Below are 14,182 nucleotides of genomic sequence, written 5' to 3' on the forward strand. Positions count from 1 at the left end.
GATGAATTATTTTTTTTACCGTAATTAATCTGTGAAGTTGCTTGACCTTACTGTGACAAAGCTTTTTACTTATAGTTCACTGATGTCGATAAACGAACAAGAAATCAAGCAATGACTAGAACGCTCGCTCGCCCTTATCCGCTAGGCGCAACGCTAGGTAACACTGGCTGCAACTTCTCTATTTATTCTCCTGACTGTAAATCTCTTTCACTCGCTCTTTTTGACGAGAACGACGAATTCACCACTTATAAATTGGAAAATGAATACGCTGATATCAGATATGTCTTTATTGATGGTATTAAAGCGGGGCAAAAATACGGCTTCATTGCCGAAACGGACAATGGCCCTATCCTGCTTTCAGACCCGTATGCCAAAGCAATAAGCGAACCGCTCGATTACGTCACGCCATATACCAATGAAAAAAGCTTTGCTATGGCGAAATGTGTCGTTGTTGATGACACCTTCGATTGGCAAGATGTAGAAAAGCCACGCATTAGCCGCGAAGATACCGTTCTTTTTGAAACGCATGTAAAAGGTCTATCTCAACTGCACCCAGAAGTGGCTGCCAATACTAAAGGACGCTACTTAGGGTTAGTGAGCCCTGAAATGCTTGCGTTCTACAAACAGCAAAATATCAACTCTCTACAGCTTTTGCCCATTGCCGCATGCATGCATGAACCACACCTATTAGACATGGGTAAAGTGAACTATTGGGGTTACAACCCATACTTGTTTATGGTGCCTGACCCTCGCTACGCAGAGAAAGATGCCGTAAACGAGTTAAAGACTGCGATTCGCGAACTGCACCGCAATGGCATCGAAGTCATTCTAGACGTGGTGTACAACCACACAGCAGAAGGTGGGGAAGGCGGAACCACCTTCAACCTAAAAGCACTCGATAGCCGCTACTACATTAAACATGGCTGCCATTACGCGAACTTCACTGGCTGTGGAAACACCGTCGACCTTACCCACCAACCTGCACTCAACTTAGTGATGGATACACTTCGGTACTGGGTGAGTGAATTCCAAGTCGACGGCTTCCGTTTTGACTTGGCAGCGACACTGGGGCGCGAAGGCGACAACTACAACCCTGAGGCTGCTTTCTTTAAAGCCGTAGCTCAAGACCCTGTACTTAAAGAAACTAAGTTAATCGCAGAGCCGTGGGATATTGGTCCTAATGGTTATCAAGTGGGTAATTTCCCGCTTGGTTGGAATGAATGCAATGACAAGCTGAGAGACATCACACGTAGCTTCTGGCGCGGTGATCAGGGTTACCTAAAAGAGTTTGCTACACGCCTAATGGGCTCTCGTGATATCTACAGTGCAGCACACTGGCCTTACAAACTCACCGTCAACTACATCACTTACCATGATGGCTTCACCATGCAGGACCTTGTCTCGTACAAGCACAAGCACAATGAAGAAAATGGTGAGAATAACCGCGATGGGCATGGTGATAACCGTTCTGAAAACTACGGTGTTGAAGGTGAAACCGAAAACCTGTTAGTTATCGCAACACGTGAAAAGCAGAAACGCAACTTCATGGCGAGCCTGCTGTTTGCTTTTGGTATTCCTCATATTTTGACGGCCGATGTGTTATCTCATACTCAAAAAGGTAACAACAACGCTTACTGCCAAGATGGCGTGACCAGCTGGCTTAACTGGGAAGATTCAGAGCGCAAGACTTACTTCAAGACTTGGTTATCTGAAATGATCTCTGCTCGTCAGCAATACATGGTGCCGTTTATTAAGGCATTCAGTGGCGAAAAGCGTAACTCTAACCGCATCTTCTGGAGCCGTGTCGATGGCACACTTATGGAGCATGACGACTGGAACCGCTTAAGCTCAGTCGCTTTGCATTTAGGTATTGGTAAAGATGGCGACGAGTTAATTTATCTTATCAACCAAACCAATGCGCCAGCACGTTTCTCGTTACCGAATGACCGTGAACAAAACTGGGTAACCATCTGTGATACCAACTTGCGAAACGTTAAACCCGGTCATGCAGAAGGTGAAATGTTGTTGTCGCCAACTTCGATGGCAATTTTGCACTATTCGCCAGATCAGGCTGATTTGATTAAAGCAAAAGCTTAGTCAGCTTAATAAAACACCGAAAACCATAGAAGCCAGTTATATTTACAGCTGGCTTTTTTGTTAGCTGAATATCACAAAAATCATTCATCCATATGGAATCATTTGCATTGATGTGGTTAATGAAACTGTTTAGTATTGCCGTACTATAAAAATGAATCTATAACGTCTTTGGATATCATGGCTTTACCTAAAACATTAATTCGGCTTTTTAAACCATACATTATTTTATTAACTGGAGGGATGCTCTATCTTGCTATGACTCAGCTTGAAAAAGTAGAAACAGCAGCAACAGAACAATCATCATCAAACATTCGTATCGCAAGCTCTACCATTCGTTCCAACATCGAAGCCACATTCGGCAAACTCTATTTTTTAGAAACCAGTCTAGGCTTGCCTAAAACGGCTCCAATCGGTGATAAAAAATTCAGAGAATTGAGTGATAATATTCTAAGAAGAACACCAAATTTCTCCGATATCGTTCGATACCAACCTAACTCCCAACATTATGTCTCCACTCGTGGCCTTCCTCTTTCCAATGAACAAATCGCCACAATACAATGGCATTCAATAGACGGTGTTGTAGAAGATTTTTACATCTCTTCCGTTTACCAAAAAGCCGATGGACGATGGGTTTTCGCCGTTAAACACACTGCAGAAAAGCTCAACGAAGAAATATGGATTGAGTTTGATTTAATGCATACCACGCAAGGTTTAAGAGATTTAAAAACGCTTAATAATGGCTATGTATTTGTTGTAGACAGAGCAACAGAGCGACTGGTATTCCACCCGGATCCACAGCGTATCGGTTCTAAATCCATCAGCTTCCATGCAGGGATCAGCCACCAACTCTCACAAGGTGAAACCGTTGGTAAGCACGAATATTACTATCAAGATAACTTCAAAATATCGGTATTTGACGCAGACAACAGCTTAAATTGGGTGTTCATTGCGGGCACTGACCGCCATGACATCTTAACCAGCTCACATCAATTTACGTTGACGGGCTTAGTACTGGGCTCACTCCTGCTATTGTGGATTGGTGCCAACTATCTGGCTTATCGTTTGAACGTGTCCTTGTCGCAACTGAATAAAGTCGATGACCTTGTAAGCTTTAAGCGAGAGTTAAAATCCATACTGGATAGTTTCACCTACCAAAAAGGCATTCAATTCTGTCTCTATCAGCTTGAGAACCACGCATTCAGTACCATCGACTATCACGGAAACAAATCCACGGTACATTGTGACAAAGCCCTTGCAGAGCGATTTACACCGGACACTATGGCTTACCGAAGTGGTAAGTACGCCGATCCACTGGCGTGTAAACTCAAAATACACCAACGTCATTACTGTATTCCTTTGCACTCTCGTCAGCAGTTGATCGCAGTGTTGTACGTAAACGTAAACTTACCGATCAGCCAGAGTATTCTACGAATGATCCGTGATTACACTGAAGTCTCTTTGTCTAACTTACTGCTTCAACATCAATTGAGCAGCAAAGATCTGATGACGCAGTTAGACAATAAGAGCAGTTTCAGCATCGCCATCGAAAACTACGTGAGCGAGCCCGATACCTATGTCGCTCTGCTTGATATCGATAACTTCGACCACGTAAACCGAGCCTACGGTGAAGCGGTTGGCGACAAGATGATCAAGCTGACTGCAGAATCGATACGCAGTTACTTCCCCAAGCCAAAGGGACTTTGCTTGGCTCGTGTTGGAGGAAAGGAGTTCGCAGTATTATTCAAAGCCAATGATGTGAAAGATGCCAAATTCCAGCTAGACCAGTGCAGAGTCGCAATCGCAGAGAAAACCATCGTCACTCCAGATATCACCTTATCGCTAGGGGTTAGCGTGGGATACTCGCAAATAGAGGGTGAAACAGACTCAGCTTTAGCGCTGGCGGAACAAGCGAAACTTATCGCGCAACAACTTGGAAAAAATCGAGTTGAAGGCCACATCAGGGCTGTTGCCAAAGCATCGTAAACCTATACTAACAATTCTGTAGCCACTACAAAGCACCTAGGATTCACACCCTAGATGCTTTTGTTTTTCTAGAAAGTCATTACAATGCGCCTTCGATAAGACAACACCCCTTTTCTAACGACGCGAACCTTATGAAGCTAAGTAACCGACTGCAAACTCTCCACTCCCTTGTCAGCAATGACTACCAGCATATTTGGGACTGTTGCTGTGATCATGGCTTTTTGGGTGTTCAACTGTTATCGGATAATAAAGCGCCTCAGATTCACTTTGTCGACATTGTCCCGTCTCTGATGAGTGAGCTTGAAGGCAAGCTAGCGCGCTACTTTCCGCAAGATAACAGAGCCGAACAAACGGTTAGCAGCCAATGGCAAGTCTACTGCATGGATGTCGCCGCTATTCCGCTTGAGAAACATACAGGCAAACACCTAGTTATTATTGCGGGTGTCGGTGGCGATCTTACTCAAAAGCTCGTCGATGATATTCATCGTCAACACCCAGACAAAGCGATCGATTTCTTGCTTTGTCCGGTGCATCAGCAATTCGAGTTGAGAAGCCATTTAAAGGCGATCCATTTTGGTCTTATTGATGAAGTGTTGATTGAAGAGAACCGTCGTTACTACGAGATTTTATTGGTGAGTAATAGTCGCGGTGATTCAGAAAAGAGCCAAACCGTTAGCGAGATATCAAACGTCGGTGACAAGATCTGGACACCAAGTTGTGATGAACAAGTGAAGGTATCACAGCAATACAAAGCCAAAACATTGCAGCACTACTTACGTATCCATCAAGGACAAGAGAAGCAAGGCAAACCTAGCCAAGTAAAGCATATTATTGATGCTTACCAGGCGGTTAAGCCATAGTAAGTACTAACTTAATGGTTTGAATATTAAGAAAGTCAAATTAATAAAAAAGCCGATAGTTCAATGAGCTATCGGCTTTATTAATGCTATCGATTCAGTTTTAGCTTACTGTTCTTGTTTCTTATAAGCCACATCAGGCTCGTCAACTGTCTCTACCTCAGAAGGCTTATCAACCCCATAAACCGTATCAAGGTAGACGTCTTTCTCTTTCCACGTGCTGTTCAACCAATTGTGGAAGCGACGTTTAAAAGCCTTATCTTCAAAGTAATTACCGTTCACGTTCTCATCCATTGGATGCAATTTAATACGCACAACGACCTTAGTCATTTTGCCCTTCAGCATATCTTCAAACGGAGAGGTTTGGTTTTCAGGGTAAGCTAAGGTCACATCCACGATACCATCCAAAATTGGGCCCATTGCAGATAAAGCAAATGCCACGCCCCCAGTTTTCGGCTTCAATAAGTGGCGATAAGGGGTCTTTGCTGACGCCAGTTTCTCGTGGTTTGCACGAGTCCCTTCAACAAAATTAACCAATGTTGTCGGTGCTAATTTGAACTTAGTACACGCTTTATTGATTGCATTAAAATCATCATTACGGCGTTCTGGGTTGCGTAATAGGAACTCACGAGAGTGGCGTCTCATGAATGGCATATCTAAGCCCCAGCAGGCCAAGCCAACAAATGGTACGTACAACAATTCATGTTTCAAGAAGTACTTCGTCATCGGCATTTTGTCTTTTAGGATTGAAGACAAAATCACAATATCTGCCCAGCTTAGGTGGTTAGACATCATCAAATACCACTGCTTGGTCGAAATATCTTCCCCCCCTTCCACTTGCCATTCGATATCGTTATTGGCGTTCAACATCCATAAATTAAGAGAAGCCCAACACCAGAATGTGAAGTTAGCTAAGCGAGTGCATGATTTTTGAACGACAGAAATTGGCAAAATAAGTTTGATTAGGGCAAACAGGCTCACAGCCAATGCGGTGAATGCAGTATTAATGGTCACGAACAATACGTTCAAGGCCATACGAAGATTATCAAGCATAAAACACAGTTATATTGAGAACGAAAGCCGCCATTATACGCATCTATAAATTATTCTCTTCAGTAATTGATTGAATATCCTAGGGGTCAAACCACTCAACCTATGTTAACGATGTTCAACCAGCTAAAGTCTATTAAAACGAAACCAAAACACATGCACGAGTCATTTGGACTCAAATAGTATATTGTCTTTTTGACAACATTCGACCCAATAATTAACCCTTAATCAGTATTGATAAGCATTCTCATTATTGGCGTGGTACATGCAACTCTAAAGTGTAAATAGTTGAGTATCCTTAATGAGATAACTTCTCTTCTTAAAGGTGGATGATATGACAGATATTCCTCATGGTTTAGTTACAGGCAAAGTCCTAAACAAAACAGAATGGACAGATCAATTGTTCTCACTCCAGGTTAGTGCACCTGTCTCTTCTTATCAGGCAGGTCAGTTCACGAAACTTGGCTTACTTAACAGTGAGGATGAGTTCGTAAGACGCGCCTATTCGATGGTGAACGCGCCAGAGCACGAACAAGGTCATCAACATCTGGAATTTTTGATTATTAAGGATCAGAACGGTCAGCTTTCACCTCAACTTCATGAGTTGAAGATGGGCGATGACATCTTTGTCGGCAAAGACCCAAGTGGCTTTATGACCTTAGATGAGATCCCAGAGATCGCCGACGATCTATGGATGCTTTCAACCGGAACCGCGGTAGGCCCATTTATCTCAATACTTGAGAGCATGCAGATACAGCAAAATGAGTTGGCTTCAGACAAAGCCTCTTCATTCAAGAATCTGGTTCTAGTGCATGCTGTAAGAACAGAGCAAGACCTGACTTATCGAGATCGTATCACTCAACTCGTTAATCACTTTCAAGGGAGACTTAAATATGTGCCAATTATTTCTAGAGAATCAGTTACCGGAACTTTGCGCGGACGAATCCCAAATTTGTTACTTGGAGGCGGCCTCGAGCAAGCCGCGTCTGTCGCTTTCAATCAAACCCGCAGTTTTTTCTACCTTTGCGGCAATCCGCAAATGGTTCGTGACACAAGCGAAGCGCTAACTAGCTTAGGTTTCGAAAAGCACTTACGCAGAAAACCCGGTCAATTCAGCAGTGAGAACTACTGGTAAATAACAACCGCCACTCGTTAGACAGAAGCACAACTTTCAAAGAACAGTTAGAGAAGAGGTTTTATATGAGTCATTTACGTATTCCGTCACACTGGAAAATTCAACGTTCCACACCCGAAAGTAAGATTCATTCAATATTGATGAACTTATAAGCAAGCAACCTCGTAATGTGATTTTTAATGTTCAATAAGTGAAGACAAAAGATCAAATAACCATAGCAATTACAATGACTAATGGTGATAGACAAGAGAAAAAAACTCTAGCACACTGAACAGAGTTATTAGTTTTAATCCCGTCTCAGAGAATGAATTAGTGGGTTATTTATATTTTAGGTAAGAGAGGAAGCCATGCTCAACATTGCTTTTTTTAGCTCAAAATCATACGACGAAAAATCATTCGAACTGGCAAAAGGCGAACTCAACGCTGAGTTTCATTTTCACGATTTTCGACTCACCACAACAACAGCAAAAATGGCGCACGACAACGAAGTGGTTTGTGCGTTTGTAAACGATGACCTATCGCGAGACGTGTTAGAGATTCTTGCTCAAGGCCGCACCAAGTTAATCGCGATGCGCTGTGCGGGGTTTGACAAAGTCGACCTAGACGCAGCCAAAGAGTTTGGCTTGCAAGTGGTACGCGTTCCTGCTTATTCACCAGAGTCAGTAGCAGAACATACGGTCGGCATGATGATGTGTTTAAACCGCAAGCTGCACAAAGCGTATCAGCGTACTCGTGATGCAAACTTCTCTCTTGAGGGCTTGGTAGGCTTCAACTTCCACGGTAAAACTGTAGGTGTGATAGGCTCTGGAAAAATTGGCCTAGCGACCATGCGAATTCTGAAGGGTTTAGGCATGAATATCCTATGCTATGACCCATATCCAAACCCGTTAGCTGTTGAGTTAGGCGCTAAATACGTTGAACTCGACGAACTTTACCAAGAGTCTGATGTGATTTCTCTACACTGCCCAATGAGTAAAGAGAACTACCACCTATTAGATGCGACTGCGTTTGAGAAGATGAAAGACGGCGTGATGATTGTCAACACCAGCCGTGGTGAACTACTGGATTCCACAGCTGCTATCGAAGCGCTTAAACAGAGTAAGATTGGCGCACTTGGTCTTGATGTGTATGACAACGAGAAAGAGCTGTTCTTCCAAGACAAATCAAATGACGTGATTGTCGATGATGTGTTCCGCCGTCTATCTGCTTGTCACAACGTGCTGTTCACAGGTCACCAAGCTTTCTTGACTAAAGATGCGTTGTTCAACATTGCCAACACAACGCTCACCAGTGTTGATGCCTTCTTTACTGGTAACACCAGCGGTAATGAATTGGTCGAGTAATAGACTGGTTTAGTAACAGGCTGCTTTAATAAAATATTGTTTTAAAAATAGATTGTTTTCTAAAATATAAAGCCACGCTAGGTCTTAATGAATAGCGTGGCTTTTTAGCTTAGTCCATTATCGAAAACAGAACTAGACACAAAAGTGACAATCTTCAATATCCAAACCATACACGCCTTTTCGGATCGCGATATGCTCTTCCCCAGCTTGGATGCCCATCTCGTAACCTGCATCAAGTGTCACTTGATCCATGGTCAAACGCTTCACCGCGAAGGCTTCTGGCGGCGCAATCACTTTAATGGTCGCATCTTTGGGAGGGTTACGAATGAACTCCAAAGACTGGTTGTAGTTTTCGGCGCGCACAGCCATCGACTCAGCAATATTTGGGAATTTCTTTAACAGCTTTTTCAGCATCCACTGATACCTCTGCGGTTTCATTCGGTAGCTAAGAGGATGAGAAAGAATCACCGTAATGTCTCGTGCGCCGCGACGGTATGCTTCGCGAACCGGAATCGAATCCGCTACACCACCATCGGTATAACAACCACCCGAGAAACACGGTGTTTCGCGGTAAGCTATAGGTAAAGCTGTTGTCGCTTCAACCACATTAGAAAGGTTTTCTGGCTTGATATGATAGTAGTCTGCACTACCCGTATCGACATTTGTGACAGCAGCAATGAGTGGGATACTTGAAAACAACTCACCACAATCGAGCGGATAACGTTGATTGGATTCGTTCCATAACCATTTAACATCTACCAAGTTACCGCCTTTGGCAAAGCGAGCAGGATTAAAGAAAGTTTTATCCGTCGCCATCGTGGTGATCACATCATAACTGCGTTTTGGTGCATGAGATAAGTAGCCAACCAGATTCGACACACCTGCAGATACGCCGATGGCAAAGTCATAAGGACGGAAATCGTCTTGCATAAAGGCGTCTAAAACTCCGGCAGCAAAAATACCTCTCATTGCTCCACCTTCAACGATTAATGCGCTCTTATTCATCTCAAACTCTTCTACTTTATAAACTGATAGTCGTAGAATAATCCCATCACTCTTACAAAGATAGTCGTAGAATAATCCCATCACTCTTACAAAGATAATGGGATAGATTTATCAATTCGATAGGTAAAAACTATCAATGTGGATTATTAAGTTTTTCAATGATTTAGGGTTGCTTAATAAACAGCGAGATCAAAAAAGGCCGTTGAGTGATTCACTCAACGGCCTTTCAATTAACGAATCAAGATGATTGATTACGACTTAAATTCGCTCACATCGATTTCAAGCAGTTTACCAATGCCTTCACCGTATGCAGGGTCAGCTTTGTAACAGTGTCTTAGGTGACGCAATTGAATCTCTTTTGGCACGCCGCCTAGGTTGCGAGCAGTGTTATCAAAAAGAATCGCTTGCTTCTCTGGTGTCATTAGGCGGAACAAGTCACCCGGTTGCGAGAAGTAATCTTCATCTTCGCGGTGATCCCAGTGTGCTGCTGCGCCATCTAGGTTCAGTGCTGGTTCAGCGAAATCTGGTTGCTCAGCCCATTGACCTTCGTTGTTTGGCTCATAACCTAATGTGCCACCGAAGTTACCATCGACACGCATCGCGCCATCACGGTGGTAGCTGTGTACTGGGCAACGAGGCGCATTCACTGGAATGTGCTGATGGTTTACACCCAAACGGTAACGTTGTGCATCACCGTAAGCAAACAGACGACCTTGCAGCATCTTGTCTGGCGAGAAGCTGATACCTGGAACTACGTTCGCTGGGTTGAATGCTGACTGCTCTACTTCTGCGAAGAAGTTTTGCGGGTTACGATTTAGCTCAAATTCGCCCACTTCGATCAACGGGTAATCTGCATGAGGCCAGATCTTAGTCAAATCGAACGGGTTGTATGGAACCTTCGCTGCATCCGCTTCTGGCATCACTTGTACTTTCAACGTCCATTTCGGGAAATCTTGGTTATCGATGCTGTCTAGCAAATCACGTTGGTGGCTTTCGCGATCATCACCGATCACTTGTGCCGCTTCTGCATCAGAAAGGTTCTTAATACCTTGCTGAGATTTGAAGTGGAATTTCACCCAGAAACGTTCGTTATCAGCGTTGATGAAGCTGAACGTGTGGCTACCAAAGCCGTGCATGTGACGGTAAGTCGCAGGGATACCACGGTCACTCATTACGATAGTAATTTGGTGCAGAGCTTCCGGCAAAGAAGTCCAGAAATCCCAGTTGTTTTTCGCGCTACGCATGTTGGTGCGTGGGTCACGTTTCACCGCGTGGTTTAAGTCTGGGAACTTAAGAGGATCACGAAGGAAGAATACTGGCGTGTTGTTACCCACCATATCCCAGTTGCCTTCTTCAGTATAAAACTTCAACGCGAAACCGCGAATATCACGCTCCGCGTCCGCTGCGCCACGTTCGCCCGCTACCGTTGTAAATCGTGCAAACAGATCCGTCTTTTTACCGATTTCAGAGAATAGTTTAGCTTTGGTGTATTGAGTAATATCGTGAGTCACAGTGAAAGTGCCGTAAGCCCCTGAACCTTTCGCGTGCATACGACGCTCTGGAATCACCTCACGATCAAAATGCGCCATTTTTTCTAAAAACCAAACATCTTGAAGAAGTTGAGGACCGCGTTTACCCGCAGTTTGGACATTCTGGTTATGAGCAACAGGACAACCCGCAGCTGTAGTTAATTTTTTACTCATCATCTATTCCTTATTACCTTTTAGATGCACCATCTTTGTTGCATCTTTACTTCTGAATGGTGGCTATTCATCACACAAAACCACGCAGTAATTAAGGATATAGAATACGCCTGGGCTAAAGTAAAATATAATCGTTTGTATTTATCGTTATCATGGATAAAACCTATCAAATTAATGATCTAAATCATAATCATTCAATATTGACAATAATATTTACAATATAATAATCATGAACTTACAACACGCAGAAAACCAAAGCTAGGCGCAGCCTACCTCGTAGAAGCCACTATTTTTGAGATATTTTGTGACCTAACCGTAAAGTCGCTGCGATATTTCTTGCCGTTCTTGTTAAGTTAAGCTCCGCCTCTTGTAATACTTTTTCTAAAGTTTGTGGCGATCTTACAGTTCCAAACAAGCTGCTCATTTCGCCGTAAAGCGCTTCTACTTCGGTGCCTAAAGATCCGGCAATTCCTATGGTTGGAATGCCCTGTAAGCTCGCACGTTTGGCAATGCCATAAGGCGTCTTTCCTTGCAGAGTTTGATTGTCCATTTGCCCTTCACCGGTAATCACAAGATCTGCGCCTTTCAATACTTCATCGGCTTGCAAAACATCAAGCACCATCTCAATACCCGGTTTAATCTGCATGTTAAACAACAAACCAAGCCCCATTGGAGCACCACCAGCCGCGCCATAACCAGTACGCTTGTGAACGGGATCATCCCCACGAACACAACCTTGCGATTCAACTACTTGAGCAAAATTCTCAAGCGCCTTATCAAGCATCACAACTTGTTCTGGGCTTGCGCCTTTTTGTGGGCCGAATATATGGCTAGCACCGTTATCACCACACAACGGATTATCGACATCGCACGCCACAATTAACTCGATATCAGCACAGCGTGAATCTAAACCAGTAAGATCAATCGATGATAAATCAGCTAGTGCAACGCCACCTCGGTTAAGCTCTTGCCCTGCATTATCTAACAGTGTCCCACCTAATGCTTGAACAATACCTGCACCGCCATCATTAGTTGCACTGCCACCCAATCCAAGAATAATCGTTTGAGCGCCCTGCTCTATCGCCTCCAAAATCAATTGCCCCGTTCCGAATGAAGAAGCAATCAATGGATCACGCTGCTCTGCCGCTAACAAATCCAAACCTGATGCCGCAGCAATTTCAACAAGTGCGGTTTTGTTCGGGTTGCTATCGGATGGCTCAAGCATCGCCCATTCAGCATTAACCAATGCGCCCAACGGCCCTTCAACTCGATGTGTTCGCTTCTGTCCCACTAAACCTTGCAGCAACACATCAACCGTACCTTCGCCGCCATCGGCTAAAGGCAAGGTCACGTATTCAGCATCAGGGAAGATTTCACGAAAGCCCTTTTCAATACACGCCGCCACAGATACAGCCGATAGAGATTCTTTAAACGAGTCTGGTGCAATAACAATTTTCATACTGAGAGATCCAAAAGATTAGTAATTTTGATGAGTGCCCGATCCAAAAATGCCCCTATTGAAGATCAGCAAGCTAATCACTTAATAGGGGCAGTATATAAAGTAAATACTAAGCACATAACGTCACCCTCACATTGAGGTTATTGATACCCGCAATTTGTGAGTTAGATCTACTACTTACATATTGGAATCATAGATTGAGAGCATCGACCGAAATTTTAGGATAGGCAGAGTAGAGTTGCATAAATTGAAGATGGTATAGTCCACGAAAATCAAACATCTTGGACATCATCATGCATTCTAGCGACATCATCAAATTGGCAAATTTAGGCGTTAATATCGAAATTTCAAAAGACTCTTCATTGCATCCTTCTGATGCGTTGGAAGTGGTAAAGATTGTTGCTGAAATCGGTAGCCAAATCGTCATCAAAAAGAAGTACCACACAGACTACCTGATTCAGATGGCTGAAGTGGGCCGTGATCATGTGACTATTGCTGTTTAAGAACAGCCACTATTTCGAAATTGACATAACCTCAGCTTCAACAGTTTAGGGCGACATGTTGATATAAAAATGCAGCATATTGGGGGGCAATATGCTGCATTTTCTCTTTTCGTTAGGAGCACCGAGAACGCAAAGAGAAACTAGTTAATAATTCTAAGTAGAGTTAGTGGTCAAACAACATCGGAACACCCGTTTGCACACAAACATCATTCAGTCGTTTTTGTGCCGTAATTATATTCTCTTTCCAACGTTCATCTTGAGCCCACATCTCAATCACGAGTGGTACGACGCACTCAGTCTCTTTCAACGTTTCAAAAATGGCATTAAAGTCGACTTCACCATCACCAATCACTAAGTCTCGAAATTGACCTTTGTATTCGTCAGTCACTTTATAAGTGTCTTTGAGGTGGATCTGAGTGATATGAGGCTTGCTCAACTTTAGTTCCGTCACTATGTCGTAATTCCAACCGGAGATATTACCCACATCTGGATACGCCGTGAAATACGGTGAATTGACTTCACGACTCAGCACTTCAAACTTGCTCAAAGAGTTCAAGTAATCGGTATCCATGATCTCCACAGCGAGCATAACGCCCGACCTTTCCGCCAACTGCGCAGAAAGCTTCATGCCTTCAATGAACCTCTGGTGAGTCACCTTATCCGCAGGCTCGTAGTAAACGTCATACCCAGCCAATTGGATGGTACGAATACCCAATTTGTAAGCGAGTGAGATCGCTTTTTCCATATGGATAGCCGCTTGTTCACGAATCACCGGATCTGCAGATCCAAATGGGAACTTGCGATGCGCGCTTAAACACATGGATTGCAGCGGTACACCATGCTTTTCACAAAGGTGACGCAAGGCATACACTTGTTCGTCATTCCAATCTAGTCGACTGCGACGCTCGTCTGATTCGTCTACCGATATCTCAAGAAAATCAAAGCCGAGTTCTTTGGTTTGCTTAAGTTTATCTTCCCAGCTGAGTTCGTTAGGTAGGGCCTTTTCATAAAGCCCTACACGGTGGCGTAACAGGTTTTGATACATAA

11 protein-coding genes are annotated in these 14,182 nt (G+C 43.7%); 6 read left to right on the top strand and 5 right to left on the bottom strand.

The genetic code is table 11. The features are described from left to right. Positions 1–111 precede the first annotated feature (111 nt). From glgX to AB4138_RS06960, 3 genes are all read left to right on the top strand, one after another. The gene (glgX, locus tag AB4138_RS06950) at positions 112–2,097 is read left to right on the top strand and encodes a glycogen debranching protein GlgX (RefSeq protein ID WP_017069732.1); all 1,986 of its coding nucleotides are present in this window, start codon (positions 112–114) and stop codon (positions 2,095–2,097) included. Between the two features lie 240 nt (positions 2,098–2,337). Then, the gene (locus tag AB4138_RS06955) at positions 2,338–4,080 is read left to right on the top strand and encodes a diguanylate cyclase (RefSeq protein WP_102398418.1); all 1,743 of its coding nucleotides are present in this window, start codon (positions 2,338–2,340) and stop codon (positions 4,078–4,080) included. A gap of 131 nt (positions 4,081–4,211) precedes the next feature. Then, positions 4,212–4,940, top strand: coding sequence for a tRNA (adenine(22)-N(1))-methyltransferase TrmK (locus tag AB4138_RS06960; protein ID WP_017072289.1), 729 nt, complete (start codon positions 4,212–4,214; stop codon positions 4,938–4,940). 105 nt (positions 4,941–5,045) lie between these two features. Here AB4138_RS06960 and AB4138_RS06965 read toward each other — a convergent pair whose 3' ends face one another. After that, complete coding sequence (locus AB4138_RS06965; protein WP_017063993.1) at positions 5,046–5,990, bottom strand: acyltransferase; 945 nt, start codon at positions 5,988–5,990, stop codon at positions 5,046–5,048. Between the two features lie 331 nt (positions 5,991–6,321). Here AB4138_RS06965 and AB4138_RS06970 point away from each other — a divergent pair, with 331 nt between their 5' ends. Together AB4138_RS06970 and AB4138_RS06975 are read left to right on the top strand one after the other, a co-directional pair. Continuing rightward, on the top strand, positions 6,322–7,122 hold the full coding sequence (locus AB4138_RS06970; RefSeq protein ID WP_102428464.1) for a ferredoxin--NADP reductase: 801 nt from the start codon (positions 6,322–6,324) through the stop codon (positions 7,120–7,122). 347 nt (positions 7,123–7,469) lie between these two features. Continuing rightward, positions 7,470–8,465: a 2-hydroxyacid dehydrogenase gene (locus AB4138_RS06975; RefSeq protein ID WP_372305428.1), complete on the top strand. Its 996-nt coding sequence runs from the start codon at positions 7,470–7,472 to the stop codon at positions 8,463–8,465. A gap of 132 nt (positions 8,466–8,597) precedes the next feature. Here AB4138_RS06975 and AB4138_RS06980 read toward each other — a convergent pair whose 3' ends face one another. From AB4138_RS06980 to AB4138_RS06990, 3 genes are all read right to left on the bottom strand, one after another. Next, entirely contained in the window at positions 8,598–9,470 is an 873-nt protein-coding gene (locus tag AB4138_RS06980) for a patatin family protein (protein WP_372305432.1), read from the bottom strand. Positions 9,471–9,721: 251 nt separating this feature from the next. Continuing rightward, complete coding sequence (locus tag AB4138_RS06985; protein WP_102398420.1) at positions 9,722–11,173, bottom strand: catalase; 1,452 nt, start codon at positions 11,171–11,173, stop codon at positions 9,722–9,724. A 286-nt stretch (positions 11,174–11,459) separates the two neighbouring features. Beyond that, positions 11,460–12,632 (bottom strand): glycerate kinase, encoded by a 1,173-nt coding sequence (locus tag AB4138_RS06990; RefSeq protein WP_372305435.1) that lies wholly within the window; start codon positions 12,630–12,632, stop codon positions 11,460–11,462. A gap of 293 nt (positions 12,633–12,925) precedes the next feature. Here AB4138_RS06990 and AB4138_RS06995 point away from each other — a divergent pair, with 293 nt between their 5' ends. After that, positions 12,926–13,135 carry a hypothetical protein gene (locus tag AB4138_RS06995; RefSeq protein ID WP_009845895.1) on the top strand — a complete coding sequence of 70 codons (210 nt, stop codon included), beginning with the start codon at positions 12,926–12,928 and terminating at the stop codon, positions 13,133–13,135. A 163-nt stretch (positions 13,136–13,298) separates the two neighbouring features. Here the strand turns inward: AB4138_RS06995 and AB4138_RS07000 are convergent, their stop codons facing one another. Then, positions 13,299–14,180, bottom strand: a complete 882-nt coding sequence (locus AB4138_RS07000) for an L-ribulose-5-phosphate 3-epimerase (protein WP_372305438.1) — start codon at positions 14,178–14,180, stop codon at positions 13,299–13,301. Positions 14,181–14,182 lie beyond the last annotated feature (2 nt).

Origin of the sequence: Vibrio sp. 10N.286.52.C3 (assembly GCF_041468865.1) — a bacterium.
In the GTDB taxonomy this organism is placed as follows: Bacteria; Pseudomonadota; Gammaproteobacteria; order Enterobacterales; family Vibrionaceae; genus Vibrio; species Vibrio crassostreae_C.

What these genes read in the sequence shown, in the direction of transcription:
- AB4138_RS06955 (WP_102398418.1), top strand. Translation starts at nt 2,338, where the DNA reads ATGCTCTATCTTGCTATGACTCAGCTTGAAAAAGTAGAAACAGCAGCA.
- AB4138_RS07000 (WP_372305438.1), bottom strand. Translation starts at nt 14,180, where the DNA reads ATGTATCAAAACCTGTTACGCCACCGTGTAGGGCTTTATGAAAAGGCC.
- AB4138_RS06970 (WP_102428464.1), top strand. Translation starts at nt 6,322, where the DNA reads ATGACAGATATTCCTCATGGTTTAGTTACAGGCAAAGTCCTAAACAAA.
- AB4138_RS06995 (WP_009845895.1), top strand. Translation starts at nt 12,926, where the DNA reads ATGCATTCTAGCGACATCATCAAATTGGCAAATTTAGGCGTTAATATC.
- AB4138_RS06980 (WP_372305432.1), bottom strand. Translation starts at nt 9,470, where the DNA reads ATGAATAAGAGCGCATTAATCGTTGAAGGTGGAGCAATGAGAGGTATT.
- glgX (WP_017069732.1), top strand. Translation starts at nt 112, where the DNA reads ATGACTAGAACGCTCGCTCGCCCTTATCCGCTAGGCGCAACGCTAGGT.
- AB4138_RS06965 (WP_017063993.1), bottom strand. Translation starts at nt 5,990, where the DNA reads ATGCTTGATAATCTTCGTATGGCCTTGAACGTATTGTTCGTGACCATT.
- AB4138_RS06975 (WP_372305428.1), top strand. Translation starts at nt 7,470, where the DNA reads ATGCTCAACATTGCTTTTTTTAGCTCAAAATCATACGACGAAAAATCA.
- AB4138_RS06960 (WP_017072289.1), top strand. Translation starts at nt 4,212, where the DNA reads ATGAAGCTAAGTAACCGACTGCAAACTCTCCACTCCCTTGTCAGCAAT.
- AB4138_RS06990 (WP_372305435.1), bottom strand. Translation starts at nt 12,632, where the DNA reads ATGAAAATTGTTATTGCACCAGACTCGTTTAAAGAATCTCTATCGGCT.
- AB4138_RS06985 (WP_102398420.1), bottom strand. Translation starts at nt 11,173, where the DNA reads ATGAGTAAAAAATTAACTACAGCTGCGGGTTGTCCTGTTGCTCATAAC.